24 protein-coding genes and 3 pseudogenes are annotated in these 24,562 nt (G+C 35.3%); 22 read left to right on the forward strand and 5 right to left on the reverse strand.

All coding sequences use genetic code 11. The annotated features are described in order from the left end of the window. Window positions 1–19: 19 nt before the first annotated feature. Both IGJ34_RS01090 and IGJ34_RS01095 read left to right on the forward strand, forming a co-directional pair. Entirely contained in the window at window positions 20–589 is a 570-nt protein-coding gene (locus IGJ34_RS01090) for a GNAT family N-acetyltransferase (RefSeq protein WP_069654149.1), read from the forward strand. A 28-nt stretch (window positions 590–617) separates the two neighbouring features. Continuing rightward, window positions 618–1,241, forward strand: a complete 624-nt coding sequence (locus tag IGJ34_RS01095; RefSeq protein ID WP_206834122.1) for a DUF1054 domain-containing protein — start codon at window positions 618–620, stop codon at window positions 1,239–1,241. 90 nt (window positions 1,242–1,331) lie between these two features. Here IGJ34_RS01095 and IGJ34_RS01100 read toward each other — a convergent pair whose 3' ends face one another. Continuing rightward, a complete protein-coding gene (locus tag IGJ34_RS01100) occupies window positions 1,332–1,775 on the reverse strand; it encodes a hypothetical protein (RefSeq protein ID WP_069654147.1) in 444 nt (147 codons plus the stop codon). Between the two features lie 560 nt (window positions 1,776–2,335). On the opposite strand from IGJ34_RS01100, the gene IGJ34_RS01105 reads away from it, so the two are divergent. From IGJ34_RS01105 to IGJ34_RS01165, 13 genes and pseudogenes are all read left to right on the forward strand, one after another. Further along, window positions 2,336–2,653: a WXG100 family type VII secretion target gene (locus IGJ34_RS01105; RefSeq protein ID WP_430597921.1), complete on the forward strand. Its 318-nt coding sequence runs from the start codon at window positions 2,336–2,338 to the stop codon at window positions 2,651–2,653. A 69-nt stretch (window positions 2,654–2,722) separates the two neighbouring features. Beyond that, on the forward strand, window positions 2,723–3,124 hold the full coding sequence (locus IGJ34_RS01110) for a hypothetical protein (protein ID WP_242596470.1): 402 nt from the start codon (window positions 2,723–2,725) through the stop codon (window positions 3,122–3,124). Window position 3,125: 1 nt separating this feature from the next. After that, window positions 3,126–3,677, forward strand: a pseudogene (locus tag IGJ34_RS01115) (hypothetical protein); the annotation flags it as partial. A gap of 128 nt (window positions 3,678–3,805) precedes the next feature. After that, the gene (locus tag IGJ34_RS01120; protein WP_430597922.1) at window positions 3,806–4,123 is read left to right on the forward strand and encodes a WXG100 family type VII secretion target; all 318 of its coding nucleotides are present in this window, start codon (window positions 3,806–3,808) and stop codon (window positions 4,121–4,123) included. 72 nt (window positions 4,124–4,195) lie between these two features. Next, window positions 4,196–4,609, forward strand: a complete 414-nt coding sequence (locus IGJ34_RS01125; protein ID WP_111247019.1) for a hypothetical protein — start codon at window positions 4,196–4,198, stop codon at window positions 4,607–4,609. Between the two features lie 211 nt (window positions 4,610–4,820). Next, on the forward strand, window positions 4,821–5,159 hold the full coding sequence (locus tag IGJ34_RS01130; RefSeq protein WP_430597923.1) for a hypothetical protein: 339 nt from the start codon (window positions 4,821–4,823) through the stop codon (window positions 5,157–5,159). Between the two features lie 122 nt (window positions 5,160–5,281). Next, a pseudogene (locus IGJ34_RS01135) lies at window positions 5,282–5,591 on the forward strand (WXG100 family type VII secretion target); the annotation flags it as partial. Window positions 5,592–5,663: 72 nt separating this feature from the next. Beyond that, the gene (locus IGJ34_RS01140; RefSeq protein WP_430597924.1) at window positions 5,664–6,047 is read left to right on the forward strand and encodes a hypothetical protein; all 384 of its coding nucleotides are present in this window, start codon (window positions 5,664–5,666) and stop codon (window positions 6,045–6,047) included. Between the two features lie 18 nt (window positions 6,048–6,065). After that, entirely contained in the window at window positions 6,066–7,622 is a 1,557-nt protein-coding gene (locus IGJ34_RS01145) for a cutinase family protein (RefSeq protein WP_430597925.1), read from the forward strand. Window positions 7,623–7,637: 15 nt separating this feature from the next. Further along, window positions 7,638–7,925 (forward strand): hypothetical protein, encoded by a 288-nt coding sequence (locus IGJ34_RS01150; RefSeq protein ID WP_111248183.1) that lies wholly within the window; start codon window positions 7,638–7,640, stop codon window positions 7,923–7,925. A gap of 4 nt (window positions 7,926–7,929) precedes the next feature. After that, window positions 7,930–8,262 carry a hypothetical protein gene (locus tag IGJ34_RS01155; protein ID WP_111248182.1) on the forward strand — a complete coding sequence of 111 codons (333 nt, stop codon included), beginning with the start codon at window positions 7,930–7,932 and terminating at the stop codon, window positions 8,260–8,262. Window positions 8,263–8,320: 58 nt separating this feature from the next. Next, window positions 8,321–8,659 (forward strand): hypothetical protein, encoded by a 339-nt coding sequence (locus tag IGJ34_RS01160; RefSeq protein WP_430597926.1) that lies wholly within the window; start codon window positions 8,321–8,323, stop codon window positions 8,657–8,659. A gap of 152 nt (window positions 8,660–8,811) precedes the next feature. Then, window positions 8,812–9,219, forward strand: a pseudogene (locus tag IGJ34_RS01165) (plasmid recombination protein); the annotation flags it as partial. 54 nt (window positions 9,220–9,273) lie between these two features. Here IGJ34_RS01165 and lepB read toward each other — a convergent pair. Further along, window positions 9,274–9,819, reverse strand: a complete 546-nt coding sequence (lepB, locus tag IGJ34_RS01170) for a signal peptidase I (RefSeq protein ID WP_069654146.1) — start codon at window positions 9,817–9,819, stop codon at window positions 9,274–9,276. A gap of 191 nt (window positions 9,820–10,010) precedes the next feature. Here lepB and IGJ34_RS01175 point away from each other — a divergent pair, with 191 nt between their 5' ends. Both IGJ34_RS01175 and IGJ34_RS01180 read left to right on the forward strand, forming a co-directional pair. Continuing rightward, on the forward strand, window positions 10,011–11,096 hold the full coding sequence (locus IGJ34_RS01175) for an ABC transporter permease (protein WP_069654145.1): 1,086 nt from the start codon (window positions 10,011–10,013) through the stop codon (window positions 11,094–11,096). A gap of 17 nt (window positions 11,097–11,113) precedes the next feature. Further along, entirely contained in the window at window positions 11,114–11,785 is a 672-nt protein-coding gene (locus tag IGJ34_RS01180; protein WP_069654144.1) for an ABC transporter ATP-binding protein, read from the forward strand. Window positions 11,786–11,922: 137 nt separating this feature from the next. Here the strand turns inward: IGJ34_RS01180 and rpsD are convergent, their stop codons facing one another. Next, entirely contained in the window at window positions 11,923–12,534 is a 612-nt protein-coding gene (gene rpsD / locus IGJ34_RS01185; RefSeq protein ID WP_010766410.1) for a 30S ribosomal protein S4, read from the reverse strand. 365 nt (window positions 12,535–12,899) lie between these two features. Then, window positions 12,900–14,240 (reverse strand): TPM domain-containing protein, encoded by a 1,341-nt coding sequence (locus tag IGJ34_RS01190; RefSeq protein ID WP_430597927.1) that lies wholly within the window; start codon window positions 14,238–14,240, stop codon window positions 12,900–12,902. Window positions 14,241–14,578: 338 nt separating this feature from the next. Here IGJ34_RS01190 and IGJ34_RS01195 point away from each other — a divergent pair, with 338 nt between their 5' ends. From IGJ34_RS01195 to IGJ34_RS01205, 3 genes are all read left to right on the forward strand, one after another. Continuing rightward, window positions 14,579–15,376, forward strand: a complete 798-nt coding sequence (locus tag IGJ34_RS01195; RefSeq protein WP_430597928.1) for a formate/nitrite transporter family protein — start codon at window positions 14,579–14,581, stop codon at window positions 15,374–15,376. Window positions 15,377–15,639: 263 nt separating this feature from the next. Further along, the gene (locus IGJ34_RS01200; protein WP_240485862.1) at window positions 15,640–15,753 is read left to right on the forward strand and encodes a hypothetical protein; all 114 of its coding nucleotides are present in this window, start codon (window positions 15,640–15,642) and stop codon (window positions 15,751–15,753) included. 119 nt (window positions 15,754–15,872) lie between these two features. Beyond that, entirely contained in the window at window positions 15,873–16,649 is a 777-nt protein-coding gene (locus IGJ34_RS01205; protein ID WP_430597929.1) for an HAD family hydrolase, read from the forward strand. Between the two features lie 52 nt (window positions 16,650–16,701). On the opposite strand, the gene def is transcribed toward IGJ34_RS01205, so the two are convergent. After that, a complete protein-coding gene (gene def, locus IGJ34_RS01210; RefSeq protein ID WP_069654140.1) occupies window positions 16,702–17,265 on the reverse strand; it encodes a peptide deformylase in 564 nt (187 codons plus the stop codon). Window positions 17,266–17,558: 293 nt separating this feature from the next. Between def and IGJ34_RS01215 the strand changes: the two genes are divergently transcribed. Together IGJ34_RS01215 and IGJ34_RS01220 are read left to right on the forward strand one after the other, a co-directional pair. Next, complete coding sequence (locus tag IGJ34_RS01215) at window positions 17,559–20,177, forward strand: Ig-like domain-containing protein (RefSeq protein WP_430597930.1); 2,619 nt, start codon at window positions 17,559–17,561, stop codon at window positions 20,175–20,177. Window positions 20,178–20,806: 629 nt separating this feature from the next. Then, window positions 20,807–24,430 (forward strand): BspA family leucine-rich repeat surface protein, encoded by a 3,624-nt coding sequence (locus IGJ34_RS01220; RefSeq protein WP_430597931.1) that lies wholly within the window; start codon window positions 20,807–20,809, stop codon window positions 24,428–24,430. Window positions 24,431–24,562: the final 132 nt, after the last annotated feature.

Below are 24,562 nucleotides of genomic sequence, written 5' to 3' on the forward strand. Positions count from 1 at the left end.
TGAAAAGCAGGTGAAATTTATGGAAATTGTCATCAATCGGAATTTGATTTTTGCGAAGAACCGCTTTTTGGAGACCGATCGCTTAAAACTGCGCCCAATCACATTAAACGATGCGAATGATATGTACGAATACGGGTCCGATGAAGAAACAGTCGCATATGTTTTCCCCATCCATCAGTCTATTAAGGATACAAAAGAAAGTATTGCGAACTATTTTATGTCCGCGCCACTAGGAAAATATGGCATTGAACTAAAAGAAACAGGAAAACTCATAGGAGCAATCGACTTACGTGTAGTCGAGCAGCATAATATTGCTGAAATAGGTTATTCGTTAAATAAAGCATTTTGGGGGCAAGGATTTGTAGCAGAAGCGGCCAGTGAATTGCTCCGCCTAGGGTTTAATGAGTTACAATTGATGCGGATTTTTGCTATTCATGATATCGACAATCCTCAATCAGGTCGCGTGATGGAAAAAATCGGCATGAAAATAGAAGGCAATATTCCAAATGCTCGAATGTGTAAAGGAAAAATCGTGACGGATATCATGCGGGGCATTACATTAGAAGAATGGCAGCAGCTCCATAACTAACAGAACAGCTCAGAGGAGAAATGAATACATGTTGATGTTTACTGAAAAAGATTTTGATGTGTTTACTATTGAAGGGTTGGATCCGAGAATGGCAGGTATTCGTTCGACGATCCAACCCAAATTTCAAGAATTAGATGAGCATTTTGCTGAAAAATTAGGGAATCAAGTAGAAACGGAATTTTTCGTCCATATCGCGCAACATCGCCGTAGGACCGTTTACCCACCAGAAAATACGTGGTCAGCTTTAAGTCAGAAAAAACGCGGATACAAAATGGAAGCTCATTTTCAATTAGGGATTTGGCCGGATTATTTATTCATGTGGTTATCCTTGATTGATAATCCAAAAAATGAAAAAGAAATCGCACAAGCCTTCTTAGAAAATCAAGCATTATTTGAACAGTTGGATGATGACTTTTACTTGTCGGTCGACCACACAAAGCCCGAAATCGAACCGTTGAAAGAAGCAGATTTAGCGAAACACCTAACTCGTTTTCGTGATGTAAAGAAAGGCGAATTTCAGATTGGTCGAATAATCAGAAAGACAGATGATTTATTAAACAATCCAGAAAAAGCCCGTGAGTATATGTTGAAAACATATGAGGAATTAGTACCACTATATCAACTAGCCATTAAATTACAGCAAAAAGATTAACGTACAAACGGAACGTGGGTGGAGGTGACTCTTAGAGTTGTGTCCACTCACATTCCGTTTTTTATTGTATCAACGCCAATTGCAAGTTTCTTAAAGCCAGACTAATTGTTCAAATTCACTTGGTGTAAGAGAATATTGATCGAGAGAAGTTGAAACGAGTTCTTTGGGGTCGGCGATGTTGGCATGTTCTCGAACTAAAATATCGATCCCGGCAGGTGTTACGAACGATTGTTCAAATTTGATTACTAAAATAGTATCTGTAATAGCCAAAACGGACCACGTACTACTTAAAATGTTTAAAATTCCGCGCCCTCTCCAAATAAAGCGATTATTTTTTAACGTGTCAACTCCGATAATTTCTTTTAACCGTCCCTTATTATTTTTATAGTGCACGATATCTAAAAACGTAAGAGGATCATTTGCTAGCGTCTTATATTGTATAGTAGGATGGCTCCGTTTTTTTGATAGCCAAAGAGGAAAGTTAGTCCCTCGTATAACCCAGCGACCTTCTAGTAGTGCCAATGAATGGTCCATTTTTTCAATCCTTCCTATTCTTAAAACGCAACTAGAGCTGTACAATATTTTTTATATTATACAGCTTTTATAAGAAACCACGCCCAAAGTCAGCTTATGATACATAGAATATATATTTTTACATACTTTTAGATCTGCTGTATCCATAGTTAAAGTAGGAATTAAGACTACCTAAGGACGATAATTTATTGATAGGTATGTGTAAACAACAGATAATCTATTGAAAGAACGTTCGTTGAATTATTTGTTAAAGTTGTCTAGCAACAGTAGAGCTTATTTTAGTGAAATATATGCTGAAAGAGAAAGTATTGAGAATATATCTATCATAGTAGGTTAGCATTATTTCATAAAGATTAATTCTGTCAATCACTAGTTTTCTGATGCAAAATTCAGCGAGTTTTATTTGCAAGCAATCAGTTTACGTTTGGATTGATTTAATAGAATAGTATATTTCACCATAAAAAAATAAAAATACTCAATTAGAATTTAAAATATTACTCTAAATTATAGTTTATTTCTAAAAAATATTGACAAGCATACTTATTGACCGATATAATTAATTGCGTGAACAATTTAATTATTTAGTAGGAGCAATTTCAGTCACACCTGAACAACTCAAATCGCAAGCAAAAGACTACACGCAATCGCAACAACAAATTCAAGATGCGATTCGTAAAGTAAATTCTACGAATCAACAAATCGCACAAGAATGGAAAGGTCAAGCGTTTCAATCATACATAGAGCAATACAATCAGCTAGAAGGTAACGTGAAAAAAATGGAAGAACTACTTATCAGTATTAATAGTCAATTAAATAAATACGCGGATACAGTGGCACAACGTGACCAACAAGATGCCAGTTCTTTTGGTTTAAATTAAAAATACATTGACGAAAAAAGCGTTCGTGCAAAGTCTTGCGCTAACGTTTTTTTGAAAGGAGTTATATCCTTGAAAAAAAACACAAAAATTATATTAGCCATTTTTATAGGAGCAATTCTTTTAATTATCACAACTAAACCATTAATAATTGGGGTGAATGCATTGTCAATACCTTCAACAGAAGAAAAACAGATTAATTTTCTTAAAGAACATGAAAATAAAATGAATGAGTATATCGAAAATAGTGTTAAATTTCAAATATCAAAAATTACTTATAATTGGGACAGTATAACAGAGAATACGATAGGAAATGGTCTACCTAAAGGAGCAGGTAAAGTTATTCAAATATTCGGTTTTGTAAATAATAAAGAGAATTTAGATTTTAGATTGGACATTCAAATAGATGATAGTAATCTCCCAGATCTAAGTACTATCAAATATGGTCAACAATTAACTGACGAAGGAGAATGAGATGGCTAATTTAGAAAGAGACTATAATATATACGCTGATTTATCGCAAGGTGCATATACAGGTAGGGAAAATAACTTTCCTTACAACGAATTAAAGCCTAGCCAAAAAAGTAAATTAGATTCAAACGAGTCCGTAAAATTTAATTTTCCAGATGCAAAAGATGCACATGGTAATAGTATTGATTCCGTCTATTTACAACCAGATAACACCGTCAAAACAGTGACTGAAAAGAAGTTTTTTGGCAAAGATAAAGAATACCAAAAAGGGTTGTTAACGGATGAAAAAGCAGGGTATAACTCATATTATGTTACGGATACCCCTACTTTAAATACAGACACCAAACATACATATTTCACTACTCGTGGAAGTGATGGTGCTTCTGCAGATGTAAAAAAAGGGTGGGCAGGAAACAATTTAAACGATTGGGTGAACAATAATGCTGCCTTCGCAGTGGGTCATGGCTATATCCCACAAGCAAAACTAGCGACAGAGGCGATGCACCAAAAAATAGAAGAGATGAGAACAAAAGCGCCGAACGCCACCATATCTATTAATTGAATAAAATAGTATATTTCATTTTAAAAAATAAAAATACTCAATTAGAATTTAAAATATTACTCTAAATCATATTTTATTTCTAAAAAATATTGAAAAGCATACATATTGACCGATATAATTAATTGCGTGAACAATTTAATTATTTAGTAGGAGCAATTTCAGTCATACCTGAACAACTAAAATCGCAAGCCAAGGTGTATACACAATCGCAACAACAAATTCAAGATGCGATTCGTAAAGTAAATTCTATGAATCAACAAATCGCACAAGAATGGAAAGGACAAGCGTTTCAATCATACGTAGAGCAATACAATCAGCTAGAATGTAACGTGAAGAAAATGGAAGAACTACTTATCAGTATTAATAGTCAATTAAACAAATATGCGGATACAGTGGCACAACGTGACCAACAAGATGCCAGTTCTTTTGGTTTAAATTAAAAATACATTGACGAAAAAAGCGTTCGTGCAAAATCTTGCGCTAATGCTTTTTTTAATAAAGGAGTTTAACGTTTGAATAAGAAAAAAGCAGTTAAACTAGGAATAATTACAGGAATTATCGTACTTTTAGGAATAATAGGTGTGTTAGGAGTGCAAAAAATGACCGAACCAACAGAAAAAGAAAAACAGATTACTTTTCTTAAAGAACATGCAGATGAAATGACTGAATATATTAAAAAATACAGTTCTAAAAACGAGACAGTTGCAATACACTGGGATACAGTTACAGTAGACGAAAGTGTTGCGTTTTCTAGTCCTGTGTTAACTGTTGAGTTTGATATCAGTAACAGTTCTGAACCAAAATATGATAATCAAGGGTATGTACTTAGAATTGATACCGATATAGAAAAATTAAGCGATATCAACGAGTTAATGATTTTAAATGACCCAATATATTCTAATATTAAGGGGGAGAAAAATGGCTGATTTAGAAAATAGTAGTAATATATATGCAGATCTAGCTCAAAGTGCCTATACAGGTCGTCCTAGACCGTTTCCTTATAATTCACTTTTAGAAAAATAGAAAGATAAAATTGATTCAAATGAGTCCGTAAAATTTAACTTTCCAGATGCAAAAGATGCACATGGTAATAGTATTGATTCCGTCTATTTACAACCAGATAACACCGTCAAAACAGTGACTGAAAAGAAGTTTTTTGGCAAAGATAAAGAATACCAAAAAGGGTTATTAACGGATGGAAAAGCAGGGTATAACTCATATTATGTTACGGATACCCCTACTTTAAATACAGACACCAAACATACATATTTCACTACTCGTGGAAGTGATGGCGCTTCTGCAGATGTAAAAAAAGGGTGGGCAGGAAACAATTTAAACGATTGGGTGAACAATAATGCTGCCTTCGCAGTGGGTCATGGCTATATCCCACAAGCAAAACTAGCGACAGAGGCGATGCACCAAAAAATAGAAGAGATGAGAACAAAAGCGCCGAACGCCACCATATCTATGAATTGAATAAAATAGTATATTTCATTTTAAAAAATAAAAATACTCAATTAGAATTTAAAATATTACTCTAAATCATATTTTATTTCTAAAAAATATTGACAAGCATACATATTGACCGATATAATTAATTGCGTGAACAATTTAATTATTTAGTAGGAGCAATTTCAGTCACACTTGAACAACTAAAATCGCAAGCCAAGGTGTATACACAATCGCAACAACAAATTCAAGATGCGATTCGTAAAGTAAATTCTATGAATCAACAAATCGCACAAGAATGGAAAGGACAAGCGTTTCAATCATACGTAGAGCAATACAATCAGCTAGAAGGTAATGTGAAAAAAAATGGAAGAACTACTTATCAGTATTAATAGTCAATTAAACAAATATGCGGAGACAGTGGTACAATGTGACCAACAAGATGCCAGTTCTTTTGGTAAATACATTGACGAAAAAAGCGTTCGTGCAAAATCTTGCGCTAATGCTTTTTTTAATAAAGGAGTTTAACGTTTGAATAAGAAAAAAGCAGTTAAACTAGGAATAATTACAGGAATTATCGTACTTTTAGGAATAATAGGTGTGTTAGGAGTGCAAAAAATGACCGAACCAACAGAAAAAGAAAAACAGATTACTTTTCTCAAAGAACATGAAGATGAAATGACTGAGTACATAAAAAAAGACAGTGAATACGTAAAACTAAAAAAATATAATGTGGACAGGATTGTTTTTAATTGGAATTCAGTAATAGAAATTCAAAGTATGGCTTTTTCAGAAAAAAAATTAAGTATTGAAGTAGAGCTATTTAACAAAGATCACAATAATTTGGATGGATTCGAAATCTACATTACTCCAGACGATCTTTCTAATCCTAAAAAAATTGAACTAATAGAATAGCTAGGAGGCGACCATTCTATGGCAAATTTAGAAAACAAATCTAATATATATGCAGATTTAGCCCAAGGAGCGTATACAGGCAGAGAAGAAGGTTTTATGTTTGCAAAACCAACGAACGTTCAAAATAAAGAGCTAAAAAATGAAGGTTATGCTAAATACGAGTTTCCTAATGCAAAAGATGCACATGGTAATAGTATTGATTCCGTCTATTTACAACCGGATAACACCGTCAAAACAGTGACTGAAAAGAAGTTTTTTGGCAAAGATAAAGAATACCAAAAAGGGTTATTAACGGATGAAAAAGCAGGGTATAACTCATATTACGTTACGGATACCCCTACTTTAAATACAGACACCAAACATACATATTTCACTACTCGTGGAAGTGATGGCGCTTCTGCAGATGTAAAAAAAGGATGGGCAGGAAACAATTTAAACGATTGGGTGAACAATAATGCTGCCTTCGCAGTGGGTCATGGCTATATCCCACAAGCAAAACTAGCGACAGAGGCGATGCACCAAAAAATAGAAGAGATGAGAACAAAAGCGCCGAACGCCACCATGGCGATGACCGGCCATTCATTAGGAACAATGGTCACCATTCAAGCTGTCGCTAATCTCCCCAAAAATGATATAAGTAAAATTGATAAAGTGATCTTATTTCAAGGACCTGATGCTCGGGAAAGTATAAATAAAATGTCTGAACAAGCGCAAAAAAACATTCAATTATTGGAAGAACAAGGTAAAATTGAGTATTATGTCAATGCGTTTGATATTGTCTCGATGTTAAATCGAAATAAAAAAGGCGTGGATGAAATCGGGAAAGTACATTATTTGTTGCCAAAATCCTTTAATACAACATTTGATGGTGGTAAAAATGGTTCTAGTCATGATTTCGGACAGTATCAATTAAATCCAGATGGGACACCTAAAGAAGCCAATTTAAAAGACCATGGGTATATTTTTAGTGCAGGAATTAAATTATCGCAACTCATTGAAAAATATATGAATCGCTTATTGGCAACTACTGGATCAGGTATTTCGAATCCAGAATCACTTTTATTAGCTCTTTCGGGAGATTTTTATCTATATAAAAAATTTATGAAAGAGTATGACAAAATTGTTGCCGATGCTAAAGTCGCAAGTGAATGGCAAGGAGATGTAGCCAGTTTACAAGGGCGTATACGTGGAGCTTCTGGGAGTAAAAAAATTGAACTCCGAGGCGAACTTGCCAAAGAAGTCGCAAATAAAGCGAAAACAGTTGGCGACGAATATGTATTGATTCAAAAAAATGAGCAACAAGAAGCGGAAGATGAAGTAGATTTAGTCGTCCAAGAAATTCGAGACGGTGCCTTAGCAATCCAACAATCATTAGAAAGCTATGAAGTTGAAGCCCTGATTGCTCCTTATAAAAAAAATAATTTATGGGATAGTGGACAGGCGACAAGCAATACCAACGAAGCAAAAAAATACAAAGAAAAATTGACTGCATTCAGTAAAACGTTAACGACTGTGGCAAAGAACATTCAAGAATATGATGGCAATGCAGGGAAAAATATATTCACGAAGAAGTAACAAAGGAGTTTTAGTATGGAGGAAGAAAAAGCCTTGCAATTAAAATTAAAGCAAGAACGCAAAAATCAGGAACGAATCGCTATAAAAGCAATCATCACCGCAAAAAAGGCACGGTTAGGCACAACCAGACAAACGTCTACTAGTACGCTAAATGAACTGGCAGAAGCCATGTACCAACAAAGTAATAGTGTCCTTCCAGGAGCGTTGGAAGGAGCTTTACAGGGAAACAGTGCAACGTCTGCGAAAAAGAGTTTGACCCAGTTAGCGAAACCAACCTTTAAAACACCTGTAAAAGAGGTGTAATTGAATGAGTCCGGAAGAACGAAAAAAGAAACAACGTCAAACAACCGAGCGCTATGAACAGGAAAAAAAAGCCCTTCAACAAACGCAGAAAAAGATGGAAGAAGAAGTAGAACATTTCAAAAAAGACACAGAAAAGTTAATGGATAAAGTTCTCTATCTGACAAAAAATGATTCATGGGATAAACGAGCGTTCTATCGACAAATGGAAGAAAGTCAGACGAGTATTCAATCTGACTTCCGCCGCTTCACTCAAAAAGTGGAAGATAAACAGATTGAACTAAGACGAATCTATCAACGAGATACAGAAAAAATAGATCAGAGAGAAGAAACAACCTGAAAATATGACTTATAACAGAATCAAAATTGGAGCCAGCTTTGGAGAAATGTGGATATAAATGAATAAGAAATACTTCAAAAATTATCGAATAACTATCGCTATCCTTTCATTTTTGAATATATGCGTAATTCTTTCAACTATTTTCTGGTTTAATCAAGTGAATACTGACGTTATGAAGAGAGTTGGTACTGGACCGGAATCTGGTTGGATTTTTTTCTTTATAGGGTTACCTATGTATTTCCCTATTTGTATATCACTTGTTGTTGCTATTAGTTTGCTTGCATTCAGCATTATGTATATTTTTTTGTCTATCAAATCGAAAAAAATTATAATAACTAAAAAAGGATCAGGCAGAAAAATGTCTGATTCTTTTTTTGATTGGAGATTGGGAGGGTAGAGCGACCTTTCGGAAACAGCTAACAGCCCTCGGCAGAAAGCGCCTTTACACCGTAAAATATAGTGCGTTTATACTCTACGTGGAAGTGAGTCCGAAAAATATCTGCCTTTTTAGGCGTTCAGGGAGTTAGGTAATGTCAAAAACTAGGTGGGACTCTTCAACCTAATCAACCAGAAATGGCCAATCATCCAAATAAAGATATCGATGTTGCCCGCTCGTATTTAAATTACGATTTAGTCAATACAAACTCAATAAATTATCGAGAGAAAATTCAAGAAATCATTGACACTCGGCGAGTAAGTATATGAGCGGGCAGAGAAGATGCGGTGCTCGTTGGTGAATGGCTCATTACTAGTGATTGAACTTTTTTCGAGACTGTCGATACAAAAACATTCTTTCAAGATCCTCATGATTATTTCTCAGAACGTTGTGGGAAACAGAATATTACATATGCTACCGAATATATAGACGAAGCTAAGCCTCATATACATTTAGATATCGTGCCCCTGACAGAGGGAAGGTTGAGTAGTAAGCAATTGTTTAGTTGTCAAAGGTTATAAGAAAACCTTTTTGGGACGGGGAATTAACTTCGCGCAGGCGTTTATTTTACAAGTTTATTGTACTCCAATCTTGTTCAACGGATAATAACGAAAATAGACAACCCCTACAATCGCTTCTTTATCTACAAACCCAAAATACCGACTATCATCCGTTTTCCGACGATTATCGCCTAACACAAAGTATTTTCCTTCAGGAACAACTGTTGCAGGTGCTGTCGCGCTATTTTTTAAAGTAAAGTCAGTTGTTAAAGGGTTACCATCTGTTAAAGCGTTCTTAAATTCATCTAAATAGGGTTCATCATATTTTTTGTCATTGATATACAATTGATCATTTTCCATCCGAATAGTGTCGCCCGGCAGACCTACAATCCGCTTAACGATTCGCTTGCCATCTCGTGGGCTAGGGAAAGTTGCTACATCAAATCGTTTGGGATTCAGAAAAGAAGACTGCCATAAACGATCTGATTCATGATAAGTTGGCTCCATCGAGATGCCGACAACTTCTACCGGCGTCAAAACAAAAGCCCTCAAAAAAAGCGCAAGTAGCAAAATAAATGAAAATTGAATTACGGTATAAAGTGTACTGTGTTTCTTTTTCATGAACAAACTCCTTTTTACTCATTATGTCTTTTAGTATATCAGAATAATTTTTAGAAATAAGAAGAAAACTAGAAAAATGTGTGTTCTTTTATTTTTAAAGTCAAGATTAAAGCAGATGTTTTGTTGTCATTGCCAAAATTTGCTATACTTTTTTTATAGAACTTATCGTTTGATAAGGAGGAGGAGAATCTATGTTTTTAGCTTGGAATGAAATAACTCGCTCGAAATTGCGTTATGCACTAATTATTAGTGTCATGTTTTTAATTTCTTATTTAGTCTTTTTTTTAACCGGTTTGGCATATGGCTTAGCTGAGGATAATCGAACGGCTGTGGATAAATGGCAGGCGGATGGCATTGTACTTTCGGATGAATCAAATACGAATATCAATATGTCGATGATTCCCATTAAGTCACTAGATGAAGTCGAAGCAAAAGAAAAAGCATCATTAGGACAAACTGGTGCAGTGATTCAATTAGATAAAAAAGGCTCAGAAAAAGTCAATGCAAGTTTTTTTGGGATCAACAAAGATGAATTTTTGATGCCGAATATTATTGAAGGAAAAGCATTTTCGAATGAAGATGAGACCGTTGTGGATAATAGTTTGAAAAAAGAAAATGAAGTCAAACTAGGTGATACCATTAAATTAGCAGGCAGCGATAAAAAACTAAAAGTTGTTGGTTTTACAGATAATGCTAAATTTAACGTTGCGCCAGTTTTATATGTATCCACAGCAGCTTTTCAACAAATACGCTTTGAAAAATCAGATACTTCTGAGAATGCGCGTGTAAATGCGATTGTTTTTCGGGCAAAAGAAGGTTCGTTAAAAAATGTACATCTAAAAGGGGACGGATTAACTCGTTACAGTATTGCAACATTTATTAATAAACTACCGGGATATAATGCTCAAGTACTGACATTTGGCTTTATGATTGGCTTTTTGATTGTGATTGCAGCAATTGTTATCGGGATCTTTATTTATGTTCTAACAATGCAAAAAGCAACAATTTTCGGGATCATGAAAGCACAGGGGATTTCCGGATTTTATATCGCGGTTTCTGTGATTATTCAGACATTTGTTTTGGCTGTATTTGGAATAGCGATCGGCTTACTTGGAACAGTAGGAACTTCATTCGTGTTGCCAACTGCCGTTCCATTTCAAACGAATTGGCTATTCTTCTTGTCGATTGGTGGCATAATGTTGATTATTGCGGTATTAGGAGCACTGTTCTCAGTACGGACGATTGTCAAAATCGATCCATTAAAAGCAATCGGATAGAAAAGGAGTGAAATGGAATGAAAGCTATTGAATTTTTATCTGTGGATAAACAGTTCTTAGATGGAGATACAACGATCGAAGCATTAAAATCCACAGATTTTTCTGTGGAAAAAGGGCAATTTGTGGCTGTGATCGGACCGAGTGGTTCAGGAAAGAGTACCTTTTTAACGCTTGCTGGCGGCCTACAAACACCTACAAATGGCGAAGTGAAGATCAATAATGACGCATTTAGTAAAGAAAATGAAAAAACACGATCAAAGATTCGTTTTTCTGAGATAGGGTTTATTTTGCAAGCATCCAATTTAGTACCATTTTTAACTGTGGAAAAGCAACTGCGTTTGGTCGATAAAGTCAAAAAAGAAAAGACCGATGTGGATAAAGTCAATAAGTTATTAACAGAGTTAGGAATTGAGAAATTAAAGAAAAAATATCCTGATGAAATTTCTGGCGGTGAACGTCAGCGAGTAGCGATTGCCAGAGCATTATATAATGATCCATCAATCATTTTAGCGGATGAACCAACAGCCAGTTTAGACTCAGATAGAGCATTTGAGGTTGTCAAAATTTTAGCAAGAGAAACAAAAGAAAAAAATAAAGCGACAATCATGGTGACCCACGATCAGCGTTTGATTGAATTTTGTGACGAAGTATTTGTGATGAAAGACGGCGTATTGGAAAAACAAAAATAAGATAGGAAACAAAGATGCGGATAGCGATACAAGCATCTTTGTTTTTTTGTACAAAAAACCCTTGCCCAACAACGTGAGCAAGGGTTGCAAGTTCGATAAAGTATGAGAAGCTGTGACGCTTTTCTCCAAATCGAATCTTAAAGTTTTTGGTTGTAGTATTCAACGACAAGAGCTTCGTCGATTTCAGGATATAGCTCATCACGTTCTGGTAAACGAGTGAAGCTTCCTTCTAATTTTTCAGCGTCAAAGCTTACGAATGCTGGACGACCAACAGTAGCTTCAACAGCTTCTTTGATTGTTACTACATTTTGAGATTTTTCACGAACAGAAATCACTTGACCAACTTCAACGTGGTAAGAAGGGATATCTACGCGTTTGCCATCTACAGTCACGTGACCGTGGTTAACCAATTGACGTGCTTGACGACGAGTAGTTGCTAAACCTAAACGGTAAACGACGTTGTCTAAACGTTGTTCTAGTAAGATCATGAAGTTAACACCATGTTTACCTTCTTTGATCTTGCTTGCTTTAATAAACAAGTTAACGAATTGACGTTCGTTCATACCGTACATATGACGTAATTTTTGTTTTTCAGTTAATTGCATACCGTATTCAGAAACTTTACCACGGCTGTTTGGTCCGTGTTGTCCTGGTTTGTATGGGCGACGTGCTAGTTCTTTACCAGTTCCTGATAGAGAGATACCTAGACGACGAGAGATTTTCCATGATGGTCCTGTATAACGTGACATTAAAAATTCCTCCAATAAAATAATTTTTTTGGAGTAAAATAATCTTCTGAAAAATTCATATTCGTTCAGTTCATTCTTCAACCTTCGCCCTTTGCAGCCGTGGGTTACGCAGTTGAACCTGAAAAGAAAAGCTGATAAGGCTTGTTCAAAAAACGAGTGATAAGAGGGAAAATTGTTGCGACAAGTATTGTCACAATGATTTTTCAGCGTATCATTGAGTTTTTTAGCCTTAGAAGCTAGACATCTATCAAGGCAATGAAATGTTGACGAGTCTATTATTTTTCTGCTGCATTATTTTACACAAAGATTAGTATAGCGCAAAACTAGAGATAACTCAAGCTTTTTATTGAGTTATCCCTAATAAACTACCATCCGCCAGAAGCACCGCCACCACCAGACGAGCCTCCCCCAAAAGATCCCCAAGAAGAGCCGCCGCTTCCGCTTCCAGAAGAATCATTATCCGACCAATTATTAGAATTATAGTTGGACGCTAGATAAGCCGTAGTTAAAATGTCCCCATTGCCTGAATAAAGAGTATCTCCAATTAAAATCCGACCAAATGCTTTTTGTTGCGCTTTTGGATTTTTTAATAGTCTTCCTCTTGCAATAGCACGACGTATCCCTCTTCTTGATGAAATTAAGAAGGTTCCGCTTAGCATAATATAGTATAAATCGGTTTGTTTTATTTGTTCAAGAAGTGATGACGTATCAGCTGGATTGATTTCATTAGTGTAATCGGCTAGTTGTTCTTGATACATGTTGTAAGTTGATTTTATAGATTGTCTTGCACGAATTGCTCTGATAAGAAAGAATAAACTAACCATTATTGTAGTGATCAATAAGAGCAATAGACTTCCATGAGCAAACTTAGCGGAGCTTTTTTGCTCTTCAACTTGATTGATTTTAGAATCTACCAACGCTGTTTTTGTATTCATTAATGCAAAAACTTGACCCACCACTTGATTGACAGCGGTAGCGTATTGTTCTTCTTTGAACTCATCAACGACTGTATCATCATTGATGATATTGTCTGCTACGGCATCAGGGATCAACCCTTCTAATCCATATCCTACTTCTAAACGAAATGCGCGTTCATCTAAAGCAATCAAATACAGGACCCCGTTATTTTCATCTTTGTTGCCGATGCCCAGCTGGTTGAAAATTTTATTGGCATAAGATTCAATATCTTCACCGTTAGGCAACTGGCTAACGGTTACGACTTCCAATTGAGCCCCATTGGTACTAGCAGCTAATTGTTTGTTTAAATCATAGATTTTTCTCTTTACTGTAGCATCTAGCATAGTTGCATTGTCTGAGACAAATATATTATTTTTGTTGATTACTAGATTACTATTTGTTCCTTCTATAGCAACAGAGTAATTGTCTTCCTGTGTAGGGTACTCTTTTAAGTTATCTAGATTTTCTTGTAAAATGGTATCAAACGACTTCTTCGTTTCGGTTACTTTTCCTGCCTCAATATCTGCTCGTTCTTGTTTAAGCGAGACTAATTGTTGGTCGTAAGAAGCCATCTTTTCTGGATAATGGTTATTCGTTACAAAGTATAAAGTAAAAAGGAAACCACAAGATAGAATAATCCAGACTAAAATGACCGTAAAAATATCATTTCTTCTTTTTAACGAACGATAATGAGAAATAATTTTTTGATTTAATTGTTGCGGTTGATTGTTTTCAACGGATCTATACATAATAGCCTACCCCCTTGCTCAAAAACCATACCAAAATATCATTTAGACGATGGTGTATCCCCAAAAAAACTGTTTTCACTTTCATTCACATACAACTCCTTCTTTGGAATAATTAAGTGATCTTACTACTATTTTACCATCAGCCAAAATAAAAACATCCTACTTCAGATGGATTTTTAATTGATTTGTTTGGAATTTTTAGCTTTAATTTGTTATTCTATGAAAAAAAGTGTTACTTTGTGTGAAAAAGCACTAGACAAAACACTTGCTGGTCTTTAGAATGATAGAGGATGTTTTTGAAAATATTAAATGAAAACAAATTGAAAAGGAGAAACATAATGAAACCTGTATCGCCATTATTTGAGCAGATCGACAAATCAATTGGTAAAAAAATGAACTTATTCCAAAGCAGTTTTATGCGTTATGCTTTTCGTGCAATACTAGCTTGTATGTTTTTAACATTAGGAACGGCGGTTGCCTTTGCGATTGCAATCAAAGGTGAAGGAATGGTCCATGGCTTAGGCAAAATTCTCTATGCGTTCATGTTCAGCTGGTCACTTGTTATGATTCTTTATATGAATGCAGAATTAGGAACATCGAATATGCTGTATATGACCGTTGGCGTTTACCGTAAGAAGATTAACTTCTCTTTTGCAGCGAAAATTTTATTTACTTGTATTTTCTTTAATTTAGTCGGTGGTATTCTTTTTGGCTACTTGATTTCGTTGACCGTTCCTTACCAAGATTTACCTGCGGATAGCTTTTTCTTTACATCAATTGCGGGTAAATTAGAGAAAACAACGACACAAATTTTAGTTGAAGCAATTTTTGCAAATATCGTGGTAAATACTGCTGTGTTAGTAAGTATGCGTATGAAAGATGATGCAGGTAAAGTTGCAGCGATCATTTTTATCATTTTCATCTTTGCTTTCTTAGGGTACGAGCACGTTATAGCCAACTTCCCGGCGTTTAGTTTAGCGTATTTCGCTTCTCACGGAACTATGGCAGCTATGACAGTTGGTAGCGTAGCACATAATTTATTCTTTGCTTTGATCGGTAACTTTATCGGTGGTGGCTTAGTAATGGGCTTGGGTTATGCTTGGCTGAATAATGCAGATACAAGTTATTTAGATTAATTATAATAGTAGGGGATGGGACAGAAGGATTTGCTTTTGCTCCATCCTTTTTGATGTGGAAAGCTAGTTGAAGTAAAAATAAAGCAAAGGCATGAATGAAGTTGACCGTTTCGAACCGTTCGTGATCGACAAAGCTTGGTGGGATAGCATGGACGTCTGGCGTAAATTTTTTGGCCTTTGGGGATTTCAGCATTGTCGCCGCTTTTTGAGGCTTTTTTGTAGAAGATGATTTCTGGCACAGACGAATTGCCATCAATCTGCAACTGTTCTATAAAGAAAAAACAAACACAGTGTTATTGAAAAAAGCCATCATTTATGATAAAACTACAGATGAGTTCTTTATTCAAAAAGCAATTGTGGTTCTTAGGTTAATATAGTAAAATTGATCCTCAATTGGTCCAAATGTTGATCGAGACAACCGAATTAAGCCTATTAGCTGTTAGAGAAGGCAGGAAATAGTTGACAAAACCATAGAAAGCGAGCGAGTTATTACGCCATGAGAAGAAAACTTTTTGCATTTGATATTGATGGAACATTACTTGGAACCGACAGACAACCGTTAGAAAGTACACGAGAAGCATTGAAAATGTTGAGACAACAAGGACATCTTGTAACCATTGCGACAGGTCGTAGCCGTTTTATGGCAAAAGATATTATTATAGACTTGGATTTTTCTAATTATGTTCTTTGCAATGGAGCGGCGGCATTTTTAAATCACGAACAGTATTTTCAAAACCTACTTGATCAAGATGAATTGCATCGTTTTGCTGCAGAGGTAGAAAAAAGAGAAATTGGTTTAGCTTATGTTGGCTTGGATGATGTGAAAAAAAATAACCATCACCGTCAGGCACAAATGGTTGAAGCGATGGGGTCTATTGATTTTGAAGCGCCTGAGTATGATTTGGATTTCCAGAAAGAAAACGATGTTTATCAAGCATTAGCTTTTTATGATCACTCAGCAGATGGACTGTTTGACCAAGAATTTTCTAAATTCCGTTTTATCCGCTGGCATTCTGAAAGTGTAGACATTGTACCTAAGAACGGATCAAAAGCTGCGACGTTACTGAATCTAGCTGAGCGAGTTGGGATAGCTCGTGACGATATCATTACATTTGGCGATGGCGAAAACGATCGTGAAATGTTACGTGAAGCGGGTATCGGTGTAGCGATGGGCAATGCGTTACCACATATTCAAAAAGAAGCCAAAATGGTGACAGATACTAATGACAATGATGGTATTTGGAAAGCATTGAAAGAATTAAAGGCGATTTAAGCAAAAAAAAAACGATTAAGACAAACGAGTTATGTTTGTCTTGATCGTTTTTTTATTCGATTACCAATACGCCATCTTTCAACGCATAAGGATTTTCTTGATTGATGTGATCATAAAACATTACACCATTCAAATGATCGATTTCATGCTGCACAACGATCGCTTCGTAATTTTTCAAACGAATCTTTTGTTTGACACCCGCTGCATCTACGTAAGATAACGTGATTTTATTGTGGCGTACCACATAACCTGGAACCTCACGGTCAACAGATAAACAGCCTTCACCCTCACCAAGACAAGCATCTTGAACAGAATGACTTAAAATTTTTGGATTATACATCACCGCACTTAATGTCGGTTCTGGCTTTTCTAAGTCACCGCTTGGTACATGAACTGCGATGATTCGCTTAGAAATATCTAACTGAGGTGCTGCTAAACCAACACCTCCGCGTAATCCTAATTCCTCTGCTTTGATAGGATCTTGACTATTATGCAAGAATTCCATCATTTCTTCGCCTAATTTGATATCTTCATCAGAAAGCGGCACAGAAACTTCTTTAGCCACTGCTCTGAGTGTTGGATTTCCTTCACGGATAATATCATCCATTGTAATCATTGCTATTCTTCCTTTCAATACACTAAAGTATTAAAGTTATTTATCCTTTATTTTATCATATAAGGAGTGTGGAAAAAACAGAAAAATATAATTGTGAATAAATCGAATGTAAAATATTTTTTCGTTTTTATCGTGTGAATAGTTTTTAAATTTATATAATTATGTTAAATTGAATACAATATCATAAAAAAAGTAAAATAAATGATTCTTTAGGTTGTTATGCGATATAGAAAAAAACATAGTTCATACATTTTTTATGATATAAACTAAAAAAATAAGAAAGGAAGAATGAAATGAAGAACAAGATATGGGTGTTAAGCGTTGGGTTTGTTTTGCTATTTCCTAATTTAGTACATGCTGACGAAACGAAGGAAGTAGAGTTTTTTCCGGCAGATCCGGAAACAGGGTTACAAATTGAGGTGCCAGATACTAATCTACAGTCAAAACAACAAATAACAGAAAGACAAGCATTGCCAGAAAAATTTGATTTTATGGATGGAGGGTTTGAAACGCCTATACGAGATCAGGGGAATACGGAACTATGTTGGGCATATTCAGGTACAGATGTACTAAGAATTTCAATGAAAAAAAAGTTTGGAGTTGATTATGTTGTTTCTCCAAATTATTTTAATTATTTTTATGCAACGGATGCTTTTACAGATAAAATCAATCCATTTGCACAAAACAGACCATTGAATGGCTCTGGGAACACAGAGATATTATTAGAACAAGCAGCGCTAGATAATATGGGAGTGACAGAGGAGGTATTAAAAACACCTCAATTTAAATTTCTGATAAAACCTATGTTAAGTCAAGACTTTTTAGCGATAAAAAATCAACAAATTCCAATGTATGCTGACAAAATAGCCTTTCTTCCAGGTGTAAGTTATAGTAAAGGAATAGAAGAAGAGCGTAAGAAGAAAGTAAAAGACATAAAATCAATGATTTATAAATATGGAGCATCAACATTTCATTACGATACTAAGTACGCTCATAGCTCTGATTATTATAATCAAAAAACGGATGCTACGCATGTGCCGATTGAAGATATCAAACAAGGATTAGTACCAAATCATGGTGGAGAATGGGCAACATCAAATCATAACATTGTGATTATTGGTTGGGATGATAACTATTCGAAAGAAAATTTCATAAAACAACCGCAAAATAATGGTGCCTTTAAGATGAAAGGTTCTTGGGGGCCATATAGCCATAATAAAGGATATTTCTATATGAGTTATGAAGATGTGTACCTGCAGTCATCTTTTAATGCAGCTGTAGATACACAGAAAAAGGAATATGATTTTAATCATAAATATGTGAACGGAGGTCAAGGTGACATACTCAATTATGGTCTGCATTCTAAAGAGCTATTTTTGGGTAATGTATTTCAAACTAGAAAAAGTGAAGAAGAACTAAAAGCAATTTCATTATACACAAGTCAGAACAATATAAAGTATGAATTATATTATTTGGATCGCGATATAAAACATGGTGAGAAAATTTTTAACTACAAAGATATGACCAAAATAGGTGAAGGTATTAAAGAGTTTGGAGGAGTTGAAACAGTAAAAGTACCGACTCAAAAAATCCCTCCCAACCAAGAATACACAATTATTGTTAAATATATATATCCAGATGATGTTCCTTATTTTCAATTAAGAATGCAGAGGATTAAAGAATCAGATAAAGATGAAACACCACATTTAGAAAAGGGACGTTCATTTATTAGCACAGATGGTATGAAGGACGAAATGGACTGGAAGGATATGTCTGGAGGAGATGCAACGGGTAAGCCTGCCAATGTATGGTTAAATGCATACACGACCGAGAAAAAAATAGCAATAGAAACTATTCAACTTGATCCGACAAATATAACAATATCTGTAGGAGAAGAAACCGAATTAAAAGCAACTATCTTACCTGGAAATGCAACAAATACTAAAATTAACTGGAAAAGTTCAGATGATTCGATTGCTAGTGTTTCTAATGCAGGTATTACAAAAGCTAAAAAAGCTGGAAAAGTCACTGTTACGGCGACTACTGAAGATGGCAAGAAAACTGCAACAAGCGAAATTACAGTCCGTCCATCAGTAGTGAAAGTAACCGGAGTGAGTTTAAATCCAAGTGCTCTTGAATTAGAAGAGCATACAAGTGAACAAATTACAGCGACAGTTACACCTACAAATGCGACGAATAAAAAAATAACATGGAGTAGCAGTGATGAGTCTGTTGCGACAGTGACCGCAGAAGGCAAGGTCAAAGCAATTAAAGCTGGAATAGCAACCATCACAGCCACAACTGAAGATGGCAAGAAAACCGCTGTAACTGAACTAACTGTTAAATCAGTCTTTATTAGTGTTACAGATGTTAGTCTCGATAAAGAACTATTCCTTGAAGTCGACCAGCAAATGGAAGCAAAGGCAACTATCGCTCCAAGTAATGCTACGAATCAAACTGTTGAGTGGGGGAGCGTAGATACTAGTGTCGCTACAGTAGATAAACAAGGGAAAATTACTGCTAAAAAAGTAGGAATAGCCACTATCTTTGTAATAACAGAAGACAACAAACGCGTAGCGTTCATGAAAGTCATTGTAGGTGAAAAAGGAAGTAGACCAGAAAGCGCATTGTCAATTCCAGATTATGGGATGAGTCTTGGAAAAATTAACCAAGCATCAGAAAAAAAATACCATAAATTTGTTGCAAGTCGTACAAGGAACTACCAAGTGTTAGCTGTTCCAGCATACAGCGATTGGTTTTGTTGGCTAACTGTGACGGATGAAGCAGGGGAAATTCTTCATGATAATATTGGCGTTCAAAAAAATCAATTGAGTTTAATCGAAGGAATGACTTACTATATCGAAATTAAATCTTTGTTAGGTCAAGGCGAATACCGAATTATGATTTTATAAAGAGAGAATTAAAAAAGCAGAAAGTTCAGCAGAAGTACTGGCCAAGATAGAGTGTTTGGTTTTATGTCAAATTGCATTGATTAGCTCAAAAGCTGAATAGAAATCTCTAAGGGTGTGGAACAAAAGTAAAAATAACTTTTGTTTCACACCCTAAATGCGAATAAACGGTGGGAGCAGAAGCAATTCCTTCTTACTTTATCGGGATTAAACGCTTCTGTTCCAGCCTCTTTACTATTCTGAAAAAATAAAGTTTTGAATAATGTAAGTACGTGAACGAAAATGAAGAAAGTTTAGTGGACAGAGTAACTAAATATTTTGGATTTCAAAATTACTACATAAAATACGCATCATGCTATAGAAAAAAGTTAGAATAATAAACGTAGGTTTAATAAACGAAATGAAATAAATGTATTTTTAAAATATAAAATTATGTTAAAATAACATAGTATCAAAAAGAAATATGAAGTGAATATAAAGGAAGTGTTGAGTGGGATCTTCGATTTTATAACGATAAAAAACACCAGGTAAATCGTAATGGAGTGCTTTTTAGAGTGTAAATCGAATGAAATGAAAATACTTTGTGTGTTTTTTTTATGATACGAAATAAAAAAATAAAAAAGGGGAATAAAATGAAAAAAATATTATGGGGGTTAGGCGTTGGGCTGGCATTGCTGTTTCCAAATAGAGTACATGCTGATGAAATGAAGGAAGTAGAGTTTTTTCCAGCAGATCCAGAAACAGGCCTGCAAATGGAAATACCAAATCCGGAGATACAGTCGAAACAACAAATAACGCAAAGGCAGACTTTACCAGAAAAATTTGATTTCAACGATGGAGGTTTTGGGACACCTGTAAGGAATCAGGGAAATGTTGAACTATGTTGGGCATATTCAGGAGCAGATATATTAACAATTTCATTGAAAAAAAATTTTGGGGTAGACTATACTGTTTCTCCAAACTATTTCAATTATTTTTATGCAACTAATGCTTTTACGGACAAAATCAATCCATTTGCACAAGGCAGACAATTGAATGGTACTGGGAACACAGAGATATTATTAGAACAAGCAGCATTAGACAACATGGGAGTGACGGAAGATGTACTGAAAACACCGCAATTCGATTTTCAGATAAAACCTATGTTAAGTCAAGATTTTTTAGCAATAAAAGAGCAACAAATTCCGATGTATGCAGACAAAATAGCCATGCTTCGAGGCGTAAGTTATAGTAAAGGAACGGAAGAAGAGCGTAAGAAGAAAGTAAATGATATAAAATCAATGATTTATGAATATGGTGCAACAACTTTTCATTACGATACCAACTACACACATAGTCCTGATTATTATAATCAACAAACACATGCTTCATATGTACCGATTGAAGATATCAAACAAGGGGTGGTGCCAAATCGTGGTGGAGAATGGGCAACATCAAATCATAACATTGTGATTGTTGGTTGGGATGATAACTATTCGAAAGAAAACTTTACAAAAAAACCACAAAATAATGGTGCATTTAAGATGAAAGGTTCTTGGGGACCATACAGTCATATTAAAGGGTATTTCTATATGAGTTATGAAGATGTTTATCTACAGTCTTCCGTTAATGTAGCTGTAAATACAGAGAAAAAAGAATATGATTTTAATCATAAATATGTGAATGGACTTCAAGGCGATATACTGAATTATTATTTGCATTTTAAAGAACTATTTTTGGGTAATGTATTTCAAACTAGAAAAAGTGAAGAAGAACTAAAAGCAATTTCATTATACACAAGTCAGAATAATATAAAGTATGAATTATATTATTTGAATAGAGAAATCAAACATGATGAGAAAATTTTTAACTACAAAGATATGACCAAAATAGGTGAAGGTATTAAAGAGTTTGGAGGAGTTGAAACAGTAAAAGTACCGACTCAAAAAATCCCTCCCAACCAAGAATACACAATTATTGTTAAATATATATATCCAGATGATGTTCCTTATTTTCAATTAAGAATGCAGAGGATTAAAGAATCAAATCAAGATGAAACACCACATTTAGAAAAGGGACGTTCATTTGTTAGCACAGATGGTATGAAGGACGAAATGGACTGGAAGGATATGTCTGGAGGAGAAGCGACGGATAATCCTGCGAATGTATGGTTAAATGCCTACACGACTGAGAAGAAAGTAGCAATAGAAACTATTCAACTTGACCTGACAGATATAACATTGAATGTAGGCGATGAAACAACAGTAAACGCAACTATTTCACCAGAAAATGCAACAAATTCCAAAATTATCTGGAAAAGTTCCGATGATTCAATTGCTAGCGTTTCTGATACTGGCGTTATAAAAGCTAAAAAAGCCGGAAATATAACTATTACAGCTGTTTCAGAAGAGGGGCAGAAAACAGCGGAGTGTCAAGTTCGTGTTGGAGATGGAAAAGGAACTTTCGGGACTGTTCCGTGGACATGGAATGATGTAACGCAGACTGTGGAATTCGGTGAAGGTGAATTTCCAGAATCACATTTTAATTATAGTATCCGATCACATATTGAATCTCAAAAGCGGTTGAACGGAAAGAAGATTAAGAAAATAGTGTTCACTAAACCTGTAAAATTAGGGAATAGCGCACGTCATCTATTTTCATATTTATCTGAATTGGAAAGTATTGAAGGAGGCAACTATCTGGACACCACACGAACAACAGACATGAGTTCCATGTTTGAGAACGCAAAAAAGCTAACCAAAGTAGATGTATCCAACTGGGATACAGGTCAAGTGACTACGATGTATTTTATGTTTAATGATGCTCAAGAGTTGAATAGTCTAGATGTGTCAGATTGGAATACAAGCCAAGTAACCGCAATGACAAATATGTTCAAGCATGCAAAGAAGTTAACGAGTCTAGATGTATCAAGCTGGAATACAAGTAACACAGAAAATATGACGGATATGTTTACGAATGCATTAAAGTTGAAGGCATTAGATGTGTCCAAGTGGGACACAACCAAAGTGAAATTAATGAGTCAAATGTTCTATTCAACTGGAATAACGAAACTAGATGTATCCAATTGGAACACTAGTAATGTGGAATATATGGCTAATGTGTTTCCGAAATATCTAGAAGAATTGACATTGGGGAAAGAATTTCATTTTAAAGGGGAAACAGGAATGGTTGAAAATGTCAAAGCACCATACTCGGGACGTTGGGTCGGACCGGATGTGACATATTCAAGTATTAAAGAGTTTGTTGGAAACTATGATGGCACGCACGAGGGCATCTATAAGCGGGAGAAAAATAGCACCACATTTTGGACAACTCCATGGACCTGGGATGAAACAACGCAGACCATAGAATTTGGTGCAGGTGAGTTTCCAGAAACCAATTATAGTTATAGTATCCGATCACACATTGAATCTCAAAAGCGGTTGGATGGAAAGAAGATTAAGAAAATAATCTTCACTAAACCTGTAAAATTAGGAGAGAATGCCAGTCATCTATTCTCACATTTATCTGAACTGGAGAGTATTGAAGGTGGTAACTATCTAGATACCGCCAGAACAACAAATATGAGCTCCATGTTTTACTATACAAAAGAGTTAACCAAAGTAGATGTGTCCAACTGGAATACCAGTCGAGTGACTAAGATGACCAATATGTTTGATAATGTTCGGAAGTTGAGTGAGTTGAATGTATCCAACTGGGATACAGGTCAAGTGACTACGATGTATTCTATGTTTAATGATGCTCAAGAGTTGAATGGGCTAGATGTGTCAAAGTGGAATACAAGCCAAGTAACCACAATGACAAATATGTTCAAGCATGCAAAGAAGTTAACGAGTTTAGATGTATCAAACTGGAATACAAGTAACACAGAAAATATGACGGATATGTTTACGAATGCATTAAAGTTGAAGGCATTAGATGTGTCCAAATGGGACACATCCAAAGTGAAATTAATGAGTCAAATGTTCTATTCGACTGGAATAACGAAACTAGATGTATCCAATTGGAACACCAGTAATGTGAGATATATGGCTAATATGTTTCCAAAATATCTAGAAGAATTGACATTGGGGAAAGAGTTTCATTTTAAAGGGGAAACAGGAATGGTTGAAAATGTCAAAGCACCATACTCGGGACGTTGGATTCAACCAAACGAAGGGGAAACTTCTGTCATAACCTATGCCACAACAGCAGAATTTACCCAAAACTACGATGGTTCACAACCTGGAACATACGTAAGAGAACAAACCAAATAATTATTTCTAACTAGAATTGACTAGTAATTATTGACTAAGAAACAACTTTCCTGTAAAGTATACCTGTATGAAATCATACCGTCTTTTACTTGGTTGTGCGAATCACCAACGCATTACTCAGTAAGAAGATGA

This window comes from Enterococcus sp. AZ177 (assembly GCF_050544585.1).
GTDB lineage: Bacteria > Bacillota > Bacilli > Lactobacillales > Enterococcaceae > Enterococcus_L > Enterococcus_L plantarum.

Coding starts and splice junctions, on each gene's coding strand:
- IGJ34_RS01100 (WP_069654147.1), bottom strand. CDS start 1,775: ATGGACCATTCATTGGCACTACTAGAAGGTCGCTGGGTTATACGAGGG.
- IGJ34_RS01150 (WP_111248183.1), top strand. CDS start 7,638: ATGGAGGAAGAAAAAGCCTTGCAATTAAAATTAAAGCAAGAACGCAAA.
- IGJ34_RS01155 (WP_111248182.1), top strand. CDS start 7,930: ATGAGTCCGGAAGAACGAAAAAAGAAACAACGTCAAACAACCGAGCGC.
- IGJ34_RS01215 (WP_430597930.1), top strand. CDS start 17,559: ATGAAGAACAAGATATGGGTGTTAAGCGTTGGGTTTGTTTTGCTATTT.
- IGJ34_RS01205 (WP_430597929.1), top strand. CDS start 15,873: ATGAGAAGAAAACTTTTTGCATTTGATATTGATGGAACATTACTTGGA.
- IGJ34_RS01220 (WP_430597931.1), top strand. CDS start 20,807: ATGAAAAAAATATTATGGGGGTTAGGCGTTGGGCTGGCATTGCTGTTT.
- lepB (WP_069654146.1), bottom strand. CDS start 9,819: ATGAAAAAGAAACACAGTACACTTTATACCGTAATTCAATTTTCATTT.
- IGJ34_RS01195 (WP_430597928.1), top strand. CDS start 14,579: ATGAAACCTGTATCGCCATTATTTGAGCAGATCGACAAATCAATTGGT.
- IGJ34_RS01180 (WP_069654144.1), top strand. CDS start 11,114: ATGAAAGCTATTGAATTTTTATCTGTGGATAAACAGTTCTTAGATGGA.
- IGJ34_RS01145 (WP_430597925.1), top strand. CDS start 6,066: ATGGCAAATTTAGAAAACAAATCTAATATATATGCAGATTTAGCCCAA.
- def (WP_069654140.1), bottom strand. CDS start 17,265: ATGATTACAATGGATGATATTATCCGTGAAGGAAATCCAACACTCAGA.
- rpsD (WP_010766410.1), bottom strand. CDS start 12,534: ATGTCACGTTATACAGGACCATCATGGAAAATCTCTCGTCGTCTAGGT.
- IGJ34_RS01095 (WP_206834122.1), top strand. CDS start 618: ATGTTGATGTTTACTGAAAAAGATTTTGATGTGTTTACTATTGAAGGG.
- IGJ34_RS01175 (WP_069654145.1), top strand. CDS start 10,011: ATGTTTTTAGCTTGGAATGAAATAACTCGCTCGAAATTGCGTTATGCA.
- IGJ34_RS01090 (WP_069654149.1), top strand. CDS start 20: ATGGAAATTGTCATCAATCGGAATTTGATTTTTGCGAAGAACCGCTTT.
- IGJ34_RS01160 (WP_430597926.1), top strand. CDS start 8,321: ATGAATAAGAAATACTTCAAAAATTATCGAATAACTATCGCTATCCTT.
- IGJ34_RS01190 (WP_430597927.1), bottom strand. CDS start 14,240: ATGTATAGATCCGTTGAAAACAATCAACCGCAACAATTAAATCAAAAA.